Raw genomic sequence first — 19,086 nt, 5'->3', positions numbered from 1 at the left:
CTACGTGACTACTTGACGACGGCGGCGGCGAGCCGGGAGAGCGGCTCGGCGAGCGCGTTCACCGCGTCCGAGAGCTCCTTGCGCTGCGGCTCACGCACCTTGTCGTACGAGACGAACTCGTACGAATCCGCCCCGCCCGTGCGGTACTTGTCGAGCAGCGTGTTCAGCGCGGTGAACTGCTTGCCCAACTCGGTGACCAGAGCCGCGTCGTTCTTCCCCGCGACCGGCTTGAGCAGCTCGTACGACTGCTGCGCGCCCTCGACGTTGGCCTTGAAGTCGACCAGGTCGGTGTGACTGTAGCGGTCCTCCTCGCCGGTGATCTTGCCGGAGGCGACCTCGTCGAGCAGCTCCTTGGCGCCGTTGGCCATGGAGGTCGGCGTGATGACGGCCTTGCCGACGCGCTTCTGCCAGTCGGCCAGGTCCTTGTCCAGCTCGTCGGCGAGGGCCGTGGCGTCCGGGCTCAGCTTCTTGTCCTGCCAGAGTTCCTTCTCCAGCCGGTGCCAGCCGGTCCACTTCTGGCCCTTCTCCAGGCCGTCCGCGCGCGTGTCGACCAACGGGTCGATGTCACCGAAGGATTCGGCGACGGGCTCGGTGCGCTCCCAGCCGATGCGGGAGGGCGCGTACGCCTTCTTCGCGCCCTCGATGTCACCGGCGCGCACGGCGTCGGTGAAGACCTTCACCTTCGGCAGGGTGGCATCGGCCTGCTCCTGGGCGTACTTGCGGTACGCGGCGACCGCGGCGTCCTTCTCCGGGCTGCGCGTGACGGCCGTACCGCCGGTGGCGGTGACCTTCTGGCGGATGCCGTCGCCCTTCATGCCGGGCTTGCAGGCGATTTCGTACGAACCGGACTTCACCTCGGCGGTCAGCGTGACCTTGGTGCCGGGGCCGATGTTCTCGCGCTCGGTCACGATGCGGTCGTCCGGGAAGAGGAGGTAGACCTCGGTGACCTTCGAGCCCTTGTTCTCCACGGCCAACTCGACGTGACCCGAGGGGAACTCCTTCTTCGACACGTCGCAGGAGGTGTCCTTCGCCGTGACCTGGACGGCGTCGCCGCCGGCCTTGGCGTCGCTCTTGTCGGCACATCCCGTGACGGCGGTCAGGGCGGCCACCGCGGCGATCGCGGAGACGACGGAGAGGCGGGCAGGGCGCATGCGGGACTCCACAAGGGCGGTGACAGGGAACGGGGACGTTGGTGAGGCAGGCCTAACTTAACGAAGGCTTACCTGACTTTGCCCCCTTCGTCCAGTGATTCGGATCTCACTCTTCGCGCCCGGACACGGCGGGATCACGGGTGCTCCATGGTCCGGCCATGGGTGGGTCAAGGGGCAGTCAAGGTGTCCGGTTCGCCGGTTTCGGGACGGCGTTCACCCGGGCCGGTCACGAGGGCCGATGTCCTGTTCGAAAGTGCGGCGCCCCGGGTGTTTGAATGCGCGGGTGAATGACATCGACGTACTCAGCGTCTTCTGCGGGGCCGACGGCCGGCACGGCAACACCCTCGGCGTCGTGCGCGAGGGCCGGGAGCACCCCGACCGCGCCGACCGGCAGGCGATCGCCGCCGAACTCGGCTACAGCGAGACCGTGTTCGTCGACGACCCCGAGCGCGGTGTGGTCGACATCTACACCCCGGGCCTGCGGCTGCCGTTCGCCGGCCATCCCCTCGTGGGGACGGCCTGGCTGCTCGACCTGGAATCCGTGAACCCGCCCGCGGGCGAGGTGTGGGTGCGCCAGGACGGCGAGTTCACCTGGATCACCGCCCGCCCCGAATGGGCGCCGCCCCGGCAGCTCCGGCAGTACGGCTCCGTGGCCGAGGTCGATGCCCTGCCCGCCCCGCCGCCCGGCGAAGGCTGGCTCTACGCCTGGGCGTGGCAGGACGAGGCGGCGGGGCGCGTCAGGGCCCGCGGCTTCCCCCGCCGCGACGACGGCATCGCGGAGGACGAGGCGACGGGCGCGGCGGCGCTGCTGCTCACCGAACAGCTGGGCCGCGCGCTGAACATCACGCAGGGCCGGGGCTCCCAGATCCTCACCGCGCCGGCGCCCCGGGGCGAGATCGAGATCGGTGGCAGGGTGCGCCTGCACCAGACGCACTGAGGGACGGGGTGCGCCCGCGTCAGACGCACTGAGGGGCGGCCGGGCGGGCGTCCTGCCCGCCCGGCGTCACCGGTGACGCGTCACGCGCTGCGCGGGAACTCTTGCCCCAGCTCGCGGAAGACCGCCCCGTTGAAGTCGAACGCCCGCTTGCACTCGTCGACGATCCGCTGCTTCTCCAGGTCGTCGACCGCCACCGCGTCCAGCAGCTCGCGGTAGTCGCGCTTGAACGCGGCCGGGTTCGGGATCCCCTCGAAGACGTAGAAGCGGACCCCGTCCCCCTTGCGCGCGAAGCCCCACGCCTTCTCCGCGCGGTCGCGGATGATCTGGCCGCCGGACAGGTCGCCGAGGTAGCGGGTGTAGTGGTGCGCCACGTATCCGCCGGGCCACACGCGGGCGCACTCCTCCACCCGCGCCGCGTACGCGGCGGTCGCGGGGAGCGGCTCCAGGCCCGTACGCCACTCCGTACCGCACAGGTGCGCCAGATCGCGCTCCAGCTCCGGCGTACGCGCCAGCTCACGCCGGATGAAGGGCCCGGCGACCGGATCGTCCGCCAGCGCCTCGGAGGCGCCTTCCAGTGCCCGGTACACGAACCACAGCTGTTGGGTGTAGCGGGTGTACGCGTCCACCCCGAGCCGCCCGCCCAGCAGGTCGCCCATGAAGGGTGAGGTCTCGGCCTGGGTGTGCTGCTCGTGCGACGCGACACGGATCAGGGTGGAGAACGGTGTGCCGACGGTGACGGTGCGTGCGTCCAAGGCGGGCCTCCGGGGACCGAGGGGGACGGGAGCACCGGAAGTGCCCACGGTGGCAGCGCGGGGGCTCGCCACCACGGATCCTCCTACTTAGGCTTACCTAAGTCAACTGGTTCCCGACGTCCTGTCGGTAAAACGCTACTCGCCCCTCACCTGGGGCGCGCGCTCGCGGAAGCCCGCGGGGACGCTCAGGGAAGCGTGAGGATCTCCGCTCCGGTGTCCGTCACCACCAGGGTGTGCTCGAACTGCGCCGTCCGCTTGCGGTCCTTGGTCACGATGGTCCAGCCGTCTTCCCACATGTCGTGCTCGTACGTACCGAGCGTGAGCATCGGCTCGATGGTGAAGGTCATGCCGGGCCTGATGACGGTCGTGGCGTGCGGGCTGTCGTAGTGCGGGACGATCAGCCCGGAGTGGAAGGACGTGTTGATCCCGTGGCCGGTGAAGTCCCTGACGACGCCGTAGCCGAAGCGCTTGGCGTACGACTCGATGACCCGCCCGATCACGTTGAGCTGCCGCCCCGGCCGTACGGCCTTGATCGCGCGGTTCAGCGCCTCGCGGGTCCGCTCGACGAGCAGTGTCGATTCTTCGTCGACGTCACCGCAGAAGTAGGTGGCGTTGTTGTCGCCGTGCACACCGCCGATGTACGCGGTGACGTCCAGGTTCACGATGTCGCCGTCGCGGAGCACCGTGGAGTCCGGGATCCCGTGGCAGATCACCTCGTTGACCGAGGTGCAGAGGGACTTGGGGAAGCCCCGGTAGCCGAGGGTCGAGGGGTAGGCGCCGTGGTCGCACATGTAGGCGTGGGCGACCCGGTCCAGCTCGTCGGTCGTCACCCCCGGCGCGATGTGCTTCGCGGCCTCCTCCATCGCCTGTGCGGCGATGCGCCCCGCGATCCGCATCAGCTCAATCGTTTCGGCGGATTGGATCTCCGGCCCGGTGTACGGGGTAGGAGCGGGTTTCCCGACGTATTCGGGGCGCCGGATGTTTCCGGGAACGGAACGTGCGGGAGAGAGCTCCCCTGGTACGAGCAGCGACTGGCCAGACATGCGAGCGAGTCTAACCAGCGTCGCGGCGGCGGCCGGGGGGCAGCATGGCGTCAGGGACGTCATGGACAACGTCATGTACGACGTCATGTACGACGGAGAAGAAAGGGAGCCGGGCATGGCCCTGTTCAAGAAGCGCACGGTGGGCAAGCCGGGCGAGTGGTACTACTGCCTGGAGCACGGCAAGGTCGAGGAGGGCCCCGAGTGCCCGGCCAAGGACCGCTTCGGCCCGTACGCGTCCCGCCAGGAGGCGGAGCACGCGATGGACACGGCGAAGGAGCGGAACACGGAGTGGGAGAACGACCCCAAGTGGCACGACAGGCCGGGTGGCGGCAGCTAGGGCCTGTCCCGCCTGTCCGGCCCCGGACCGGCGGCACGGTCTGAGGGGCGGACGAGGCGGGCGGGGTGGACGAGGCGGGCGGGGTGGCGGGCGCCGGGAGAGTGCGTACGGCCCTCCCGGCCCCTCACCCCGTAGGCAGCGACGTCGTCGGCGGTGTCGGCGTGATCGCCTCCTGGTGCGCGCGGCGGCGCAACGCGTCCTCGTCCGTGCTCGCGTCGTACGTCACCAGCCTCGGCAGGACCGCCGACAGCAGGCCCACCGACGCCAGGCAGGCCAGCCCGCCGCCCCAGACCGCCGGGCGGGTGCCGGTCCAGCCTGCCATGGCACCCGCCCTGACCTGCCCGAGCTGGGGTCCGACGCTGTACGACAGCACCTCGATGCCCGCCAGCCGGCCGCGCAGCTCCTCCGGGATCGTCTGGTTCCAGATCGTCGAGCGGCCCAGGCCGCTCAGCATGTCGCCCGCCCCCGCGAAGGCCAGGCAGACCAGCACCACCCACACGTTGGAGAACCACCCCGCCGCCGTGATCGCCAGCCCCCACCCCGCCGCGCCGAACACCACGAACAGCCCGTGGCGCCGCACCCGGGAGGTCCAGCCGCTGGTCAGGCTGAGGAGCACCGAGCCGACCGAGCCCGCCGCGTACATCAGCCCCAGCGACCACTCCGCGCCGAGGTCGTCCGCGAGGAACGGGAAGATCGAGTTCGGGAAGGCGAAGAGCATCGCCGCCAGATCGATCGCGTACGTCCCGAGCAGCACCGGTCTGCTCCACGCGTACCGCGCGCCCTCCGCGATGCCCCGCAGGGACGGCTTCTGCGCGTCGTGCGCGGCCGGCGCGGGCGACAGGCGCAGGCACATCAGTACGGAGACGGCGAAGCCCAGGATCGTGATGCCGTACGCCGGGGCGTGACCGGCGAACGCCACGACCACCCCCGCCAGCGAGGGCCCCGCGATCGCGCCCAACTGCCAGCGCACGGCGTTCAGCGCGGCGGCGGCCGTGAGCTGGTCGTGCGGGACGATCCTGGCCAGCAGCGAGTCCAGCGCGGGACGCTGGAGCCCGGCGAGCGCGGAGACCCCCGCCGCCACCACGTACAGCGGCCACAACAGCGGCTCCGGCAGCAGCGCGTTCACGAGCAGCACCCCGGCCAGCACGCCGAGCCCGGCCTCGGTGAGCAGGATGACCTTGCGCCGGTCGGCGGCGTCGGCGAGCGCCCCGCCGTACAGGCCGAAGACGACCAGCGGCACGAGCTCGACCGCGCCCATCGCGCCCACCGCGAGGGGTGAGTCGGTCAGATCCTTGATCTGGAGCGGCAGGGCGATCATCGCCATGAAGCTCGCGAAGTTCGTCACCAGCCCCTGGACCCAGAGGAGCCGGAAGTCCCGGGAGGAGCGGAGGGGGGAGAGATCCGGCAGGAGCGCGGCGAACATCTTGGTCACAGGAGGCCATGCTGCGGCCAGAAGCCTGTAAGGAGCAACCGGATTTCAGCGGGCCGCGCCATTTCCCCGCTCGGCCGCGCCATTTCCCTGCTTGACGGATCTCACCAACGGGAGGGCGGTGGCGCCGTCAGCTGGTCGGCCAGCCGGGACAGCCGGTCCCGGAACCGCCGTTTCCCCCGCTGGGCCGGCAGGCTGTTCTCCCCGGCCGCCGCGCTCACCAGATGCTGCACGGTGTCCAGGTCCACGCCGTGCGCCGCGTCCGCCGCGGCCACCGTCAGCGCCTCGTGCGCCAGGCCCCGCACCTCCACGTCACCGCCGTCGAGCGACAGCACGGTCGCCCCCGCCCGCCGCGCGTCGTGCACCCGTTCCAGCAGCGCGCCGTCCGGCCGCTCCGGCGCCACCACCAGCAGCGTCTCCCCGCGCCCCGCCGCCTCCAGCCGCCCCAGACCGACGGCCAGATGGGCCGGGTCGCCGTCCCGCACCCGGTGCCGTACGAGCGTCGGATTCAGCTCCGGCTGCCCGGACCACGCGGCCTCGTCCACGAGATGCGCGGCCAGGTGCCACGGCTCGTACTCCTCGGTCCCGACCAGCAGCAGCCCCCCGCCGTGCGGCACCACGGAGGCCCGCAGCGCCCCCGCGAACCGCCGGGTCGCCGACAACCACTCCGTACCGGCCAGGACTTCACGCAACAGCGCGACACGTACGGCATCCATGGGGCGCATCCTGCCCGACCCCCCGCCTCCGCCGCCCCCACTCCGCCGCACCTCACCCGAACGGGACGCGGACCCGCCGGAGCTGGCGTGGGGGGTGCGACAAGTAGGCTCCGCCGTATGACTTCTAGTGACAGTGGCAGCGCGCCCAAGCCCCCCGCCAAGGACCCCTGGGACCTTCCCGACGTGTCGGGTCTGGTGGTCGGTGTGCTCGGGGGTACGGGGGACCAGGGGCGCGGGCTCGCCTACCGGCTGGGGCGGGCCGGGCAGAAGGTGATCATCGGGTCCCGCGCGGCGGACCGGGCGGCGGCCTCGGCGGCGGAACTGGGTCACGGTGTCGAGGGCGCCGACAACGCGGAGTGCGCCCGGCGCAGTGACGTGGTGATCGTCGCCGTCCCGTGGGACGGGCACGCCACGATCCTCGCGTCCCTCCGCGAGGAACTGGCGGGCAAGCTTGTCATCGACTGCGTGAACCCGCTGGGCTTCGACAAGAAGGGCGCGTACGCCCTGACCCCGGAAGAGGGCAGCGCGGCCGAGCAGGCCGCGGCCCTGCTGCCGGACTCCCGGGTGACCGCCGCCTTCCACCACCTGTCCGCGCCGCTGCTCCGGGACCCGGCGGTCGAGGAGATCGAGACGGACGTGATGGTGCTGGGCGAGGTCCGCGCGGACACGGACATCGTGCAGGCGCTGGCGGCGCGTATCCCGGGGATGAGGGGGGTCTTCGCGGGGCGGCTGCGCAACGCGCACCAGGTGGAGTCGCTGGTGGCGAACCTGATCTCGGTCAACCGCCGGTACAAGGCGCACGCGGGCCTGCGGGTGACGGACGTCTGACGGTCCCCGGAGCCGGGTACGGGCCCGGGGTGGGGGAGACTGGGCCTGTACGACCTGTGCGACCCGTACGACCGCAGTGCCGCTGAGCAAAGCAAGCGGTACCGCCCGAGAGCGGCACCGCCGGAAAGCGGTATCGCCCAGAAAGCCCCCGACAGGAGCCGCCCGCCATGCCCCGCCTCGCTCTGTACGCCCTCGCCGTCTGCGCCCTCGCCGTGATCGCGGCCGTGGTCTCCTTCGTCCAGGGCAGCTTTCTCGGCGTCGTGTGGCTCCTGCTGGCCGGGCTCTCGTCCAATATGGCCTGGTACTACCTGCGCCGGGCGAAGGCGCGGCGCGCGGCGGAGGGGATGTCGGCCGCGGGCTGACTGAGCGCGGAGGCGCCTCGCCGTCCCTCCTTGCTGATGCCCCTCCTCGCCGCTGTCCCCTCCTCGCCCGCTGTCCCTACTGCGGCTGGCAGTAGGGGCTCTGGTCGGTCCAGAAGCGGTAGAGGTTCTGGCCGCAGGCGGTGATGTTCGTGTCCGACGGGATCCCGAGACCGCTCAGGACCGTGTCGACCAGGTCGAAGAAGCCCGCGTTCACCGACGGGATGAAGAGGATGCCGAAGACGGCGAGCAGGCCGAACTGCGCGTACGGCTCCACCTGCCTGCGGATCTTGTACGACAGCCAGGGCTCGATGACGCCGTAGCCGTCGAGGCCCGGGACCGGCAGGAAGTTCAGGATCGCCGCGGTGATCTGGAGCATCGCCAGGAAGCCGAGCGCGTAGACGAAGGTGGCCGGCACGCCGTCCAGCGCGTGCAGCCAGAACGGCGCGGTGCACACGAGCGCGAACAGGACGTTCGTCAGGGGGCCCGCCGCCGAGATCAGGCTGTGCTTCCAGCGGCCCTGGATGCGGTTGCGCTCGATGAAGACGGCGCCGCCGGGCAGGCCGATCCCGCCCATGATCACGAAGAGCACCGGCAGCACGATGCTGAGCAGGGCGTGGGTGTATTTGAGCGGGTTGAGGGTGAGGTACCCCTTGCCGCCGATGGAGATGTCACCGCTGTGCAGGGCGGTGCGGGCGTGCGCGTACTCGTGCAGACAGAGGGAGACGACCCAGGCGGCGGTGACGAAGAGAAAGACGGCGACCCCGGCGTTCGCGGAGAAGTCCGTCCACACGGCCCATCCCGATACCGCCATGACGGCGGCGATCCCGAGGAAGACCGGGGAGATCCGCCGATCGCTGCTGCGGGTGGCTGCGGTGGTCATGGGTGGGTCTCCTGGGAAGTGGGAGCCGGCGCTTGCCGGTGCGGAACGACCGTACTCGTGACGGCCGGGAAACGTCCCGCCGGGCGTGCCGGTTCCCGCCGGGGGCGGGGGATGCGCGGTGAGGTGGGCGGGGTGCGCGGGCGATGCGCGCCGAGGGGGGCCGCGGGTCGCCCGCGTGCGGGCGGCGGGCTGGTCGGCGCCAGGGTGTCTGGGGACACCAGGGATGCGGTGACAAGGGCCCGGCGGGGCGAGCCGCAGGCCGACTGACTTGGTCGGGCGTCGCCTCGCGGGGCCGAGGTGCTTCGGAGGCGGGCCACGGATCGGCCGGCCGGGCGCCCGCCCCGCCCTGCCCGGGCCCGCCCCGCCCTGCCCGGGCCGCGCAGGTGCCGGGGCTGGGGTCTATCGGGCGGATCCACGTGGATCGGCCTGCGGCGTCCGGTGCCGTGCCTCGCACGGCGGAGGTGGACGTACGTGGTCGGTCCGACGACGAGGCGAGGTGCGGCACCGGACATCGCAGGCCCACGAAGGTCCGGCGGGCAGGGCCTGAGGCTTGGGCGTGTCCGCGACGTGGAGTCGTTCGCGCGCGGGGGCGGGCGCGTGCGATCGCAAGGCGGGCGGGGGGCCGGACTCGTACTGCATGTATGGGGCAGGCCCGACAATGCGGCGCATGCGAACGACTCCTCGTTGCCGACCCGCCCGAGGGCCTATGGCCAAGCTGCCGTCGTGGCCCGGAGAGCCGCCGCACGGCGATCGGTGCCTGCGATCGCGAGGCGCCGGGAGGTCCTCGCAGCGGAGCTAGTGGGGCATGTCGGCAAGCGACGCCGCGAGCGTGCCTGCCGCCGTGCGGCAGACAGCAGTGCGACCACAGGCCCTCGGCCCCGGGCGGGCCATGGGCCGCCCGGGGCTTAGCCCTGGGGCGTGTCCGCAAGGTGGAGTCGTTCGCCCGCAGGGCGGGGCTTGCGGCGGCTGGTGCGCGCGCGATCGCGAGGCGGAGAAGTTGCCCCCGTACTGGATGTACCAGGGCGGTTCGACGGCGCGGCGCCTGCGCGTGCCAGGCATCGCGGGGTCGGAAGCCACTTTGCTGGTGCGCCCCAGGGCCTGTCGTCAGACTGGCATGGGGCAGACGGCAGTCTGAGACAGCCCCTGGGGATCCGGGTCGGGCCGGCTCTTCCCGGGCGGGTGGGGCAGGGGCCGACCGGGCGGGCCTTCGCTTTTGTACGGGGCCGGAGGCGCCGCGCGACAGCGGTTGCCGGGCCTACTGCCCGGCCCCGCCGACTTCGTGGATTCCGTGGGGCGGGGACAATGGGCGGATGCGCTACCGACTCCTCGGCACCGCCCAGGCTTTTCACGACGACGGGACCCCCGTCGCGCTCGGTGGTGCCCGGTTGCGTGCGTTGCTGACCGTGCTCGCGCTCCGGGCCGGGCGCAGCGTTCCCGTCGGGGTGCTGGTCGGCGAGGTGTGGGACGGGGATCCGCCCGCGGATGCCGTCGCGGCGCTCCAGGCGCTGGTCGGGCGCCTGCGGCGGGCGCTCGGGCACGACGCGGTGATGTCCTCGGAGGGCGGATACCGGCTGTCCGCCGACGAGGACGACGTGGACCTCCACCGCTTCGGCCGCCTCGCGGCGGAGGGCGCGCGGGCGCTGGAGGACGGCGACGCGGCCAAGGCCGCCGTACTCCTCGACGAAGCGCTCGCCCTTTGGCACGGGCCCGCGCTCGCCGATCTGCCCGACCGCGCTTCGGAGGCCTTGCGCTGGGACACCCGTCGGCTGGAGGCCCGCCGGGCCCGGCTCACCGCCGCCCTCGCGCTGGGCCGCGCGGAGGACGCCCTGCCCGAACTGGCCGCGCTCTGCGAGGAGTTCCCCCTCGACGAACCGCTCCAGGCGCTCCGTATCCGCGCCTTGCGCGACTCGTCCCGTACGGCGGAGGCGCTGGCCGTGTACGACGAGGTCCGCCGCGACCTGGCGGACCGCCTGGGCGCCGACCCGGGCCCGGAACTGCGCGCGCTGCACGAGGAGTTGCTGCACGAGAGCCGCGCGCCGGGCCCGGCGCCAGGCCGGCGCGGCACGGCCGGGGACACGCGCCGGGGGACGCCCCGCGAGGGGAGCCCGCCGGCCCCGCCTGGTACGGCGCCGGCTCCGGAGCCCGGCCCGGACACGACCCCAGAGGCCCGCACGGCGCGGGCGCGGCAAACGAACGAGGGCCGAAGGCAGCCGCAAGGGTTGCCGCCGTCGGAACCCAGCCTCCCTCAGGACCGTCCGACCGAGCGACGGCCGGACGGAGCCCGGTCGGACGACGCTCGGTGGGGCGGAGCCCCCTCGGACGGGACTCCGCCGGACCGGCGGCGACCCGACAGGAACCGGTCGGACGAGGCGGCGTGGGGCGGATACGAGTCGGACGGATCGGGGTCGAGCGAAGCCCGGCCGGACGGAGCCCGGCCGGACGGAGCCCGGTGGGACGGAGTTTCGTCGGACGGGGTCCGGCCGGATGGGGCCGGGTCGGATGGTTCCTGGTCGGGCGAAGACCCGTCGGGCGAAGCCCTGTCGGACCAGGGCCGGTGGGACGAGGGTCGGTCGTCAGGGGACCCGCTGGTCGGGGACAGCCCGTACGAGAGCAGGCGGCGTGGCGCCCCGGACGGCGGACAGGTCGCCGATCACGGGCAGTTGCGGGGCCACCAGGCCCCCGCCTGGCAGCGCGAGGGCCTGGGCGGCCACCCGGGCCACGGGCAGGAGCCCGGCCGGGGGCAGCGGCACGGCGGCCCGCGCGGCGGCCCCGACGGCGGACACGCCGATGGCTCGGACCACGGGCACGCGCCCCGCCAGGGCCAGTCGCGGGGCGGATCGTCGCGCGCCCCGAGAGCCCCAGCGCCGGGCGGCACCGCGCCGGGCGCCAGCGCCCCAGGCGCCAGCGCGTCGAGTGGCACCGCCCCGAGCGCCACCGCCCCCAGCGCCGCCCCCGGCAACCTCCGTGCCCGGCTCACCAGCTTCGTCGGGCGGGAGGGTGACATCGACGCCATCCGGGCCGACCTCTCCGGCGCCCGGCTCGTCACGCTCCTCGGGCCCGGTGGGGCCGGGAAGACGCGGCTGTCGCAGGAGGCCGCCGAACGGGCCTCCGAGGCCTGGCCCGACGGGGTCTGGCTGGCCGAACTCGCCCCCGTGGACGACCCGGAGACCGTCGCCGAAGCCGTCCTGACCTCGCTCGGGGCGCGGGAGACCGTGCTGCGCGGGGCGGGCGCCGAGGAGTTCAGGGCCGTCGACCGGCAGGCCGGTGAGCCGCTCGTACGGTTGGCCGAGCACTGCGCCCGCCGCCGCATGCTGCTCCTCCTCGACAACTGCGAGCACGTGATCGGCGCCGCCGCCACCCTCGCCGAGGAACTGCTCGCCCGCTGCCCGAACCTGACCGTCCTGGCCACGAGCCGGGAGCCGCTCGGGGTGCCGGGTGAAGTCGTACGCCCCGTCGAGCCGTTGCCGCCCCGGTCCGCGCACCGGCTGTTCGCCGAGCGGGCCCGGGCCGTGCGGCCCGACTTCGACCCCGAGGCCGACCCGGCGGCCGTCGCCGAGATCTGTCGTCGCCTCGACGGGCTGCCGCTGGCCATCGAACTGGCCGCCGCCCGGCTCCGGTTGCTGTCCCCGCGGCAGATCGCCGACCGCCTGGACGACCGCTTCAGACTGCTGACGAGCGGCAGTAGGACGGTACTGCCCCGCCAGCAGACCCTCCGCGCGGTCGTCGACTGGTCCTGGGACCTGCTGGACGAGGCCGAACGCGCCGTCCTGCGCCGCCTCTCCGTCTTCGCGGGCGGCTGCGGCCTGGCGGCGGTGGAGGAGGTCTGCGCCGGTACGACGCCGGGCGACCCCGTACGCTCCCTCGACGTCCCCGCCCTCCTCGGCTCCCTCATCGACAAGTCCCTCGTCGTCGCCGCCCCCTCGCCGGACGGCGACATGCGCTACCGGCTCCTGGAGACCGTCGCCGAGTACGCCGCCGAGCGGCTCGACCAGGCGGGTGAGGAGGTAGGTGACCAGGGCGGTGACCAGAGCGGTGGCCAGGGCGGTGACCAGGCCGGCGGCCATGCCGGTGACCGGGCCGCCACCGAGCGGCGCCACCTCGTGCACTACCGCGAGCTGGCCCGTACCACCGACCCTCTCCTGCGCGGCTCCGGCCAGCTCGCCGCGATCGCCCTGCTCCAGCTGGAGCACGAGAACCTCCGCACCGCCCTGCGCCGCGCCGTCGCCGCCCGCGACGAGCACGAGGTGCTCTGCATGGTCCTGTCGCTGGCCTGGTTCTGGTCGATGCGTGACATGCGCGCCGAGGGCCGCCAGTGGGCCGCCGCCGCCGCGTCCCTCGGCCCCGACCCCTTCGCACCGCCCGCCGAACCCGCCCCGCCCCTGCACCTCAGATGCACGGACCTCCCGCCGCCCATGGCGGACGACCAGCTGATCGAGGCCCGGCGCCAGGTGCGGGTGGTCGAGATGATCACACTGGAGCATGCCGAGGACGAGTGGGAAACCCCCGAGCGGCAGGAGTGGCTGCGGAGCGTCGCCACCGTCTACCGGGCCGGGCTGCCCCAGACCTGCCGGTTCCCCGCCTCGCTCTGGTTCTTCGCGACCCTGATGAACGGGGGCGACGAACGGCTCAGGGATGTGCTGGACGAGACCGTGGAGGCCTGCGAACGGTTCGGCTACGACTGGGAGTTGGCCGGCGCGCTCCAGATGCGGGCCAACATCCTCGCCAACCGCGGCGCGTGGGCCGACGACGCGGACAGGGACGCCGACCGCGCCCTGGAGATCTACGACACCCTCGGCGACGCCTGGGGCAGGGCAGAGGCGCTGTCCGCGCGCGGCGAGGCGCGGGAGAGGCGCGGGGAGTACGAACTCGCCGTCGCCGATTTCGCCGCCGCGATCGGGCACGTCGAAAGCCTGGGCGCGCGGAGCCAGATCGCCGTGCTGCGCGCCCGGATGGCGAGCAGCATGTTCGAGACCGACCGCGCGGCGGAGGGCGAGGCCGTGCTGCGCGCGGTGCTGGACGACAGCCACGACGTCTCGCACGAGTCGTTGATCGCGGCCCGGCTCTTCCTCGCGCTGCGGCTGGGCCGCACGGGGCGCCGGGAGGAGGCCAGGCGGCATCTGGGCGTGATCTCGGAGGCCTTCCGGCACGAGACACTCGCCGTGTTCCAGGGTTTCATCCAGGGGGCGTACGCCTGGCTGGACTGCGAGGACGGCCGGTACGCGGAGGCGCTCGAAGAGATACGGAGCGCGCTGCGGCAGTCCCACTCGGTCCTGTCCCAGATGGTCGCCCCGCACATGGCGGCGGGCTATCTGGCGACGGCCGCGTGGGCGCTGGCGGGCCTGGCGGGGGACAACGCGGGGGACAACAAGGAGCGGGCCCGCGAGGCGGCCCGGCTGCTCGGCGCGTCCGAGGCGCTGACCCCCGCCGGTCACTTCCGGCCCCCGACGGAACGGGAGCTGCTCGCCGCCTCCCGACGGGCCGTGCTGGCCGCGATGGCCGCGCTCGGCGACGAGGACGCGTTCGGGACGGCGTACGCGGAAGGCGGCCACCTCTCGCTGGAGGAGGCCGTCGCCCGCGTGTGAGCCGTGAGGCGTGGGACGTGGTGCGTGAGGCGTGGGACGTGGTGCGTGGGACGTAAGACATGAGAGGGACCGGCCCGGTCCGTACGACGGGTCCGCCTCACCCCGTACGACCTGGCCGCGCCTCCCTCAGGACTTCTTGCGGAACTTGGCCACCGCCAGCGGCATCGAGACCAGCGTGATCCCCGCCGACCACGCCAGCGTCATCCACACCGAGTGTCCGACCGGCTGGTCGTTGATCAGGCTCCGGGCCGCGTCGGCCAGGTTGGACAGCGGGTTGTAGTCCGTGAAGGCCTGGAGCCAGCCGGGCATCGTGGACGGCGGGGCGAAGATCGAGGAGCCGAACTGCAACGGCATCAGGACGAGCATCGCCGTCCCCTGGACCGCCTGCGCCGTCTTCATCGTCAGCCCCAGCAGGATGAAGATCCACATCAGCGAGGCACCGAACACCGTCGACAGCCCGATCGCCGCGAAGAGGTCGAGCACCGAGGACTTGATCTCAAGACCGAGCAGGAAGCCCATGCCGAGCAGGATGGCCGTGGCGACCAGCATCCGGCCCATCTCCACGACGATCTTCGCGATGAGGACCGACGAGCGCGCTATCGGCATCGTACGGAACCGGTCCATGACCCCCTTGCGGAAGTCGTCGTTCACACCGGTGCCGACGGCCATGGCGATGTTCATGCCCATCATCGCCATCAGGCCGGGGATCACGTAGTTGACGTACTCGCCACGACTTCCGCCGAGGCTCGCGCCCACGGAGCCGCCGAAGACGTACACGAACAGCAGCGTGAAGATGATCGGCATCAGCAGGACGTCGAACATCGACTCCGGGTCCTGCTTGATCTGGAGCGCGTTACGGCGCACGAGCGCGCCGATGTGCCGCAGATTCGCGCGCAGTCCGATCCGTCCGTCGTCCACGGCACCGGCCGAGGCGGCGCGCGGCAACCGGTCGCCCGGCCCGGCGGCCGGCGTCTCGGGGGTGGATGTGGGCAGCGTGGTGGTGCTCATGCGGCGACCTCCTCGGGTGTGGTGTCGGTGTCGGTGTCAGTGGTGATGTTGTCGGAGGGGGAGGTCTTTTGGCCGGTGATGGCCAGGAACACCTCGTCCAGGCTGGGCAGATGGGTCCCGATGTTGGCGATGCCGAAACCGCGCTCGCCCAGCAGGCCTATGACCGCGGTCAGTTGCTCGTCGCTGAGGATGGCCACGTGCACCAGGCCCTCGGCCGGGTCGGTCTGGGCGCCGGCCAGGCCGACCAGTCCGCTGTCGGTGAGCGCCTGTGCCATGGGGGCGAGTTGGGCCGGATCGGCCGGGCGGATCTGGAGCGTACGGCCCCCGACCCGCGCCTTCAGCTCGTCGACACCGCCGCTGGCGATGATGCGGCCCCGGTCGATGACGGTCAGCTCGTTCGCCAGCTGCTCGGCCTCTTCCATGTACTGGGTGGTGAGCAGGACCGTGGCCCCCTCGGCGACCATCCGCCGCACCTCCTCCCAGACCTCGTTACGGGTCCTGGGGTCGAGCCCCGTCGTCGGCTCGTCCAGATACAGCACGGCCGGGCGGCCGATCATCGAGGCGGCCAGGTCGAGCCGGCGGCGCATGCCGCCGCTGTACTGCATCGCCGGCTTTTTCGCGGCCTCGGTGAGCGAGAAGCGCTCCAGCAGCTCGTCGGAGCGGCGGCGGGCGTCCGCGCGGGACAGGTCGAGGAGCCGGCCGATCATGTACAGGTTCTCCCAGCCGGAGAGCTTCTCGTCGACCGAGGCGTACTGACCGGTGAGCCCGATGGTGCGGCGCAGCTGGCGCGGCTGACGGAGTACGTCGTACCCCGCGACCATGGCGGTGCCCGCGTCCGGCTGGACGAGGGTGGAGAGGATGCGGACGAGCGTCGTCTTGCCGGCGCCGTTGGGCCCGAGCACACCGAGGACGGTGCCCTCGCGGACATCGAGGTCGATGCCGTCCAGAGCCTTGGTGTCGCCGTAGTGCTTGACCAGCCCCCGCACCTCGACGGCGTTGCCGGTGCGGCCGCCGTTGGGGTTCTTGTCGATTCGCGTCATGCCCCTATGGGACCAGGTGCCACCGACAACGCGCCGACAGATGTCCGACAGGCGCCCGGCGCGCGGCCGACATTTCACCGACAAGCCTCTTCGGTGTACGGCGGAGGCGGGCGCGTCCGGGCATGCAACAGCCCGCCGACGGGGGAAGATCGGCGGGCCGTCGCTCGTGCGGCAGTGGCTAGTGGAAGGTGTGCTCCTCCTGCGGGAACGTCCCCCCGACGACCTCGTCGGCGAACGCCTTCGCCGCGTCCCCGAGGGTCTGGCGGAGGTTCACGTACTGCTTGGTGAAGCGCGGCACCTTGCCGCCGGTCAGTCCCACCATGTCGGTGTAGACGAGGACCTGCGCGTCCGTCTCGATCCCCGCGCCTATCCCGATCGTCGGGATGTGCAGGATGCGGGTGACCTCGGCGGCCAGCTCCGCGGGCACCAGCTCCAGCACCACGGCGAAGGCGCCCGCGTCCTGTACGGCCTTGGCGTCGCGCAGCATCTGCTGCGCGGCCTCCTCGCCGCGGCCCTGCACCCGGTAGCCCAGGGTGTTGACGGACTGCGGGGTGAGCCCGATGTGGCCCATGACCGGAATGCCGGCCTGCACCAGCAGCTCGATCTGGCTGTGCGAGCGCTCGCCGCCCTCCAGCTTGACCGCGCCGACCCCCGCGTCCTTCAGCAGGCGCGTGGCGCTGCGCAGGGCCTGGACGGGTCCTTCCTGGTACGAGCCGAAGGGCAGGTCCGCGACGATCAGGGCGCGCTTCGTGCCCCGTACGACGGCGGCGGACAACATCGTCATCTCGTCGAGCGTGACCGGCACGGTCGTCTCGTACCCGAGGTGGACGTTGCCCATGGAGTCGCCGACCAGCATGACGGGGATGCCCGCCTCGTCGAAGACGGAGGCCGTCATCGCGTCGTAGGCGGTGAGCATCGGCCACTTCTCGCCGCGCTCCTTGGCGGCGGAGAGGTCGTGCACGGTGACGCGGCGGGAGCTCGTACCGCCGTAGAGCGCTTTGGTGCCGTCTCCGGGGCGTCCCGCGGGAGAGGTCTGATTCTTCTGGTGATTCTGCTGTTCCTGCTGGTTGTGCGCAGCCTGAGCAGTCATGGCCAATGGCCCTTTCGTCATCTCGAGGCACCCTGACGGTGTCCCCGGACCACACCCATGGTGGCATCCCGGAGCGGTCCACGGGAAGTGGGGCAGGTGCAACCGGCACGAATCCGGGCCGGAGGACCGTGGGTAAAGACTTTCCAATACGAGACGGTCTCGTATCGAAATGACGTTACGCTGCTGGTCATGTCCACACCATCCGGCGCGCCACCCGCCGCCGCATCCCGTGTCCCCGAAGCCGTCCACCGCCGCCGCTGGGCGATCCTGGGCGTCCTCATGTTCAGCCTGCTCATCGTCGTGCTGGACAACTCGATCCTGAACGTCGCGGTCAAGACCATCGCCGCCCCCGCGCCCGAGGGCATCGGCGCCACCCAGAGCGAGCTTGAATGGGCGATCAACAGCTACACGCTGGTCTTCGCCGGACTGCTCTTCACCGCGGGCCTCCTCGGCGACCGCATCGGCCGCAAGAAGGTGCTGCTCTTCGGCATCGCCGTCTTCGGCGTCGGCTCGGCGCTCGCCGCGATGTCCGGGTCACCGGCCGAACTGATCGGCTACCGGGCCCTGATGGGCTTCGGCGCGGCGTTTGTGATGCCCGCCACCCTCGCCGTCCTGATGAACGTCTTCGAGCGTGACGAGCAGCCCAAGGCCATCGGCATCTGGGCGGGCAGCGTCGGGCTCGGCATAGCCATCGGCCCGATCACCGGCGGCCTGCTGCTGGAGCACTTCTGGTGGGGCTCGATCTTCCTGGTCAACGTGCCCGTGGCCGTCGTGGCGCTGATCGCGATGGTGCTGCTGGTCCCGGACTCCAGGGATCCCCGGCCGGGGAAGCTCGACCCGCTGGGCGTGGTGCTCTCCATCATCGGACTGGTCCTGCTGGTGTACGGCATCATCCGCGGCGGCGAGCTGGCCGACTTCACCGAGGTCTCGGTGCTGGCGCCGCTGCTGGGCGGGGTGGCCGTCCTGGCCGGCTTCGTGTGGCACGAGAAGCGCAGCAGCCACCCGGCGATCGACGTCACGTACTTCAAGAAGCCGGCCTTCGCCGCCGCCGTCGCCGCGATCGCGCTGGTGTTCTTCGCGCTGATGGGCGTCACGTTCTTCTCGGCGTTCTACCTCCAGAGCGTGCGCGGCTACAGCGCGCTCCAGTCCGGCCTGCTGATCGTGCCGCTCGCCGCCGCCCAGATGATCTTCGCGCCCCGCGCGCGGCTGGTCGTCGACCGGTTCGGCGCCCGGGTCGTCTGCACGGTGGGCATGGTGCTGGTGGCCGGGGGCCTGGCGGCGTTCGCCCTGTTCACGGCGGGCACGCCGGTGTGGGTGCTGTGTGTCGACTACTTCGTGCTCGGTACGGGCATGGCCCACATCATGCCGCCGGTGACCGTGGCGATCATGCAGGCGCTGCCCCGCGAGAAGGCCGGCTCGGGCTCGGCGATCAACAACACCTTCCGCCAGGTGGGCGGCGCGCTGGGCGTCGCGGTCCTGGGCTCGGTGCTGTCCGCCACGTACCGCAGCGACATCGAGAGCCACCTCGGCGCGCTCCCGGCGGGTGCGCGGGACGCGGCGGGGGAGTCGATCGAGGCGACGCTCACGGTCGCGGGCAAGCTGGGCCCGGCGGGCGGCCCGCTGGTCGAGTCGGCGCACGACGCGTTCCTCCACGCGATGCACCTGACCGCGCTCGGTTCGGCGGTGGTGGCGCTGATCGGCGTGGCGGTGGTCGCGCTCTTCCTCCCGGGCCGCGCCCCCGCGGAGAAGCTCCCGCAGGGGGACCGTCCCCCTGCCCGGGAGCCGGCGAACCGCAACTGACCGGCGGCTGATGACTGACCGCCGGCTCACGACGGACCGGCGGCTCACGACGGACCGGCGGCGATCCGCGACCGACCGACCGCGGCGCGCGGTACGGCGATCGGCGTCCACGTCCGCGCCGGTGGGCGAGA

Annotated in this window: 15 protein-coding genes; 6 read left to right on the top strand and 9 right to left on the bottom strand. The window is 72.4% G+C overall.

Annotated features, from left to right (window positions below):
• Positions 1-8: 8 nt before the first annotated feature.
• Positions 9-1,151, bottom strand: a complete 1,143-nt coding sequence (gene efeO, locus ACIO1C_RS10405) for an iron uptake system protein EfeO (RefSeq protein ID WP_401860709.1) — start codon at positions 1,149-1,151, stop codon at positions 9-11.
• 283 nt (positions 1,152-1,434) lie between these two features.
• On the opposite strand from efeO, the gene ACIO1C_RS10400 reads away from it, so the two are divergent.
• Entirely contained in the window at positions 1,435-2,088 is a 654-nt protein-coding gene (locus ACIO1C_RS10400) for a PhzF family phenazine biosynthesis protein (protein WP_401860707.1), read from the top strand.
• A gap of 80 nt (positions 2,089-2,168) precedes the next feature.
• On the opposite strand, the gene ACIO1C_RS10395 is transcribed toward ACIO1C_RS10400, so the two are convergent.
• Together ACIO1C_RS10395 and map are read right to left on the bottom strand one after the other, a co-directional pair.
• Positions 2,169-2,840 carry a heme oxygenase (biliverdin-producing) gene (locus ACIO1C_RS10395; protein WP_401860705.1) on the bottom strand — a complete coding sequence of 224 codons (672 nt, stop codon included), beginning with the start codon at positions 2,838-2,840 and terminating at the stop codon, positions 2,169-2,171.
• A 185-nt stretch (positions 2,841-3,025) separates the two neighbouring features.
• Entirely contained in the window at positions 3,026-3,883 is an 858-nt protein-coding gene (map, locus tag ACIO1C_RS10390; protein WP_401860702.1) for a type I methionyl aminopeptidase, read from the bottom strand.
• 115 nt (positions 3,884-3,998) lie between these two features.
• On the opposite strand from map, the gene ACIO1C_RS10385 reads away from it, so the two are divergent.
• A complete protein-coding gene (locus ACIO1C_RS10385) occupies positions 3,999-4,220 on the top strand; it encodes a hypothetical protein (RefSeq protein WP_161308583.1) in 222 nt (73 codons plus the stop codon).
• A gap of 124 nt (positions 4,221-4,344) precedes the next feature.
• Here the strand turns inward: ACIO1C_RS10385 and ACIO1C_RS10380 are convergent, their stop codons facing one another.
• Positions 4,345-5,643, bottom strand: a complete 1,299-nt coding sequence (locus tag ACIO1C_RS10380; protein WP_401861034.1) for an MFS transporter — start codon at positions 5,641-5,643, stop codon at positions 4,345-4,347.
• A gap of 110 nt (positions 5,644-5,753) precedes the next feature.
• A complete protein-coding gene (locus ACIO1C_RS10375) occupies positions 5,754-6,365 on the bottom strand; it encodes a hypothetical protein (protein WP_401860700.1) in 612 nt (203 codons plus the stop codon).
• Positions 6,366-6,482: 117 nt separating this feature from the next.
• On the opposite strand from ACIO1C_RS10375, the gene npdG reads away from it, so the two are divergent.
• Both npdG and ACIO1C_RS10365 read left to right on the top strand, forming a co-directional pair.
• Positions 6,483-7,193, top strand: a complete 711-nt coding sequence (gene npdG / locus ACIO1C_RS10370) for an NADPH-dependent F420 reductase (protein WP_401860697.1) — start codon at positions 6,483-6,485, stop codon at positions 7,191-7,193.
• A gap of 167 nt (positions 7,194-7,360) precedes the next feature.
• A complete protein-coding gene (locus ACIO1C_RS10365) occupies positions 7,361-7,555 on the top strand; it encodes a hypothetical protein (RefSeq protein WP_401860695.1) in 195 nt (64 codons plus the stop codon).
• Between the two features lie 76 nt (positions 7,556-7,631).
• Here ACIO1C_RS10365 and ACIO1C_RS10360 read toward each other — a convergent pair whose 3' ends face one another.
• A complete protein-coding gene (locus ACIO1C_RS10360; protein WP_401860693.1) occupies positions 7,632-8,435 on the bottom strand; it encodes a site-2 protease family protein in 804 nt (267 codons plus the stop codon).
• A gap of 1,310 nt (positions 8,436-9,745) precedes the next feature.
• Here ACIO1C_RS10360 and ACIO1C_RS10355 point away from each other — a divergent pair.
• A complete protein-coding gene (locus ACIO1C_RS10355) occupies positions 9,746-14,017 on the top strand; it encodes a BTAD domain-containing putative transcriptional regulator (protein WP_401860690.1) in 4,272 nt (1,423 codons plus the stop codon).
• 126 nt (positions 14,018-14,143) lie between these two features.
• On the opposite strand, the gene ACIO1C_RS10350 is transcribed toward ACIO1C_RS10355, so the two are convergent.
• The 3 genes from ACIO1C_RS10350 to panB form a co-directional block, all read right to left on the bottom strand.
• A complete protein-coding gene (locus ACIO1C_RS10350) occupies positions 14,144-15,025 on the bottom strand; it encodes an ABC transporter permease (protein WP_401860687.1) in 882 nt (293 codons plus the stop codon).
• The gene (locus tag ACIO1C_RS10345; protein ID WP_401860685.1) at positions 15,022-16,065 is read right to left on the bottom strand and encodes an ATP-binding cassette domain-containing protein; all 1,044 of its coding nucleotides are present in this window, start codon (positions 16,063-16,065) and stop codon (positions 15,022-15,024) included. The genes ACIO1C_RS10350 and ACIO1C_RS10345 overlap by 4 nt, the downstream gene beginning before the upstream one ends.
• Positions 16,066-16,243: 178 nt before the next feature.
• Positions 16,244-17,155 (bottom strand): 3-methyl-2-oxobutanoate hydroxymethyltransferase, encoded by a 912-nt coding sequence (gene panB, locus ACIO1C_RS10340; RefSeq protein WP_401860682.1) that lies wholly within the window; start codon positions 17,153-17,155, stop codon positions 16,244-16,246.
• A 189-nt stretch (positions 17,156-17,344) separates the two neighbouring features.
• Here panB and ACIO1C_RS10335 point away from each other — a divergent pair, with 189 nt between their 5' ends.
• Positions 17,345-18,955: an MFS transporter gene (locus ACIO1C_RS10335; RefSeq protein ID WP_401860679.1), complete on the top strand. Its 1,611-nt coding sequence runs from the start codon at positions 17,345-17,347 to the stop codon at positions 18,953-18,955.
• Positions 18,956-19,086: the final 131 nt, after the last annotated feature.

This window comes from Streptomyces sp. NPDC087420 (genome assembly GCF_044744165.1).
Taxonomy (GTDB): domain Bacteria; phylum Actinomycetota; class Actinomycetes; order Streptomycetales; family Streptomycetaceae; genus Streptomyces.
This window is presented reverse-complemented; position numbering and strand designations above follow the sequence as displayed.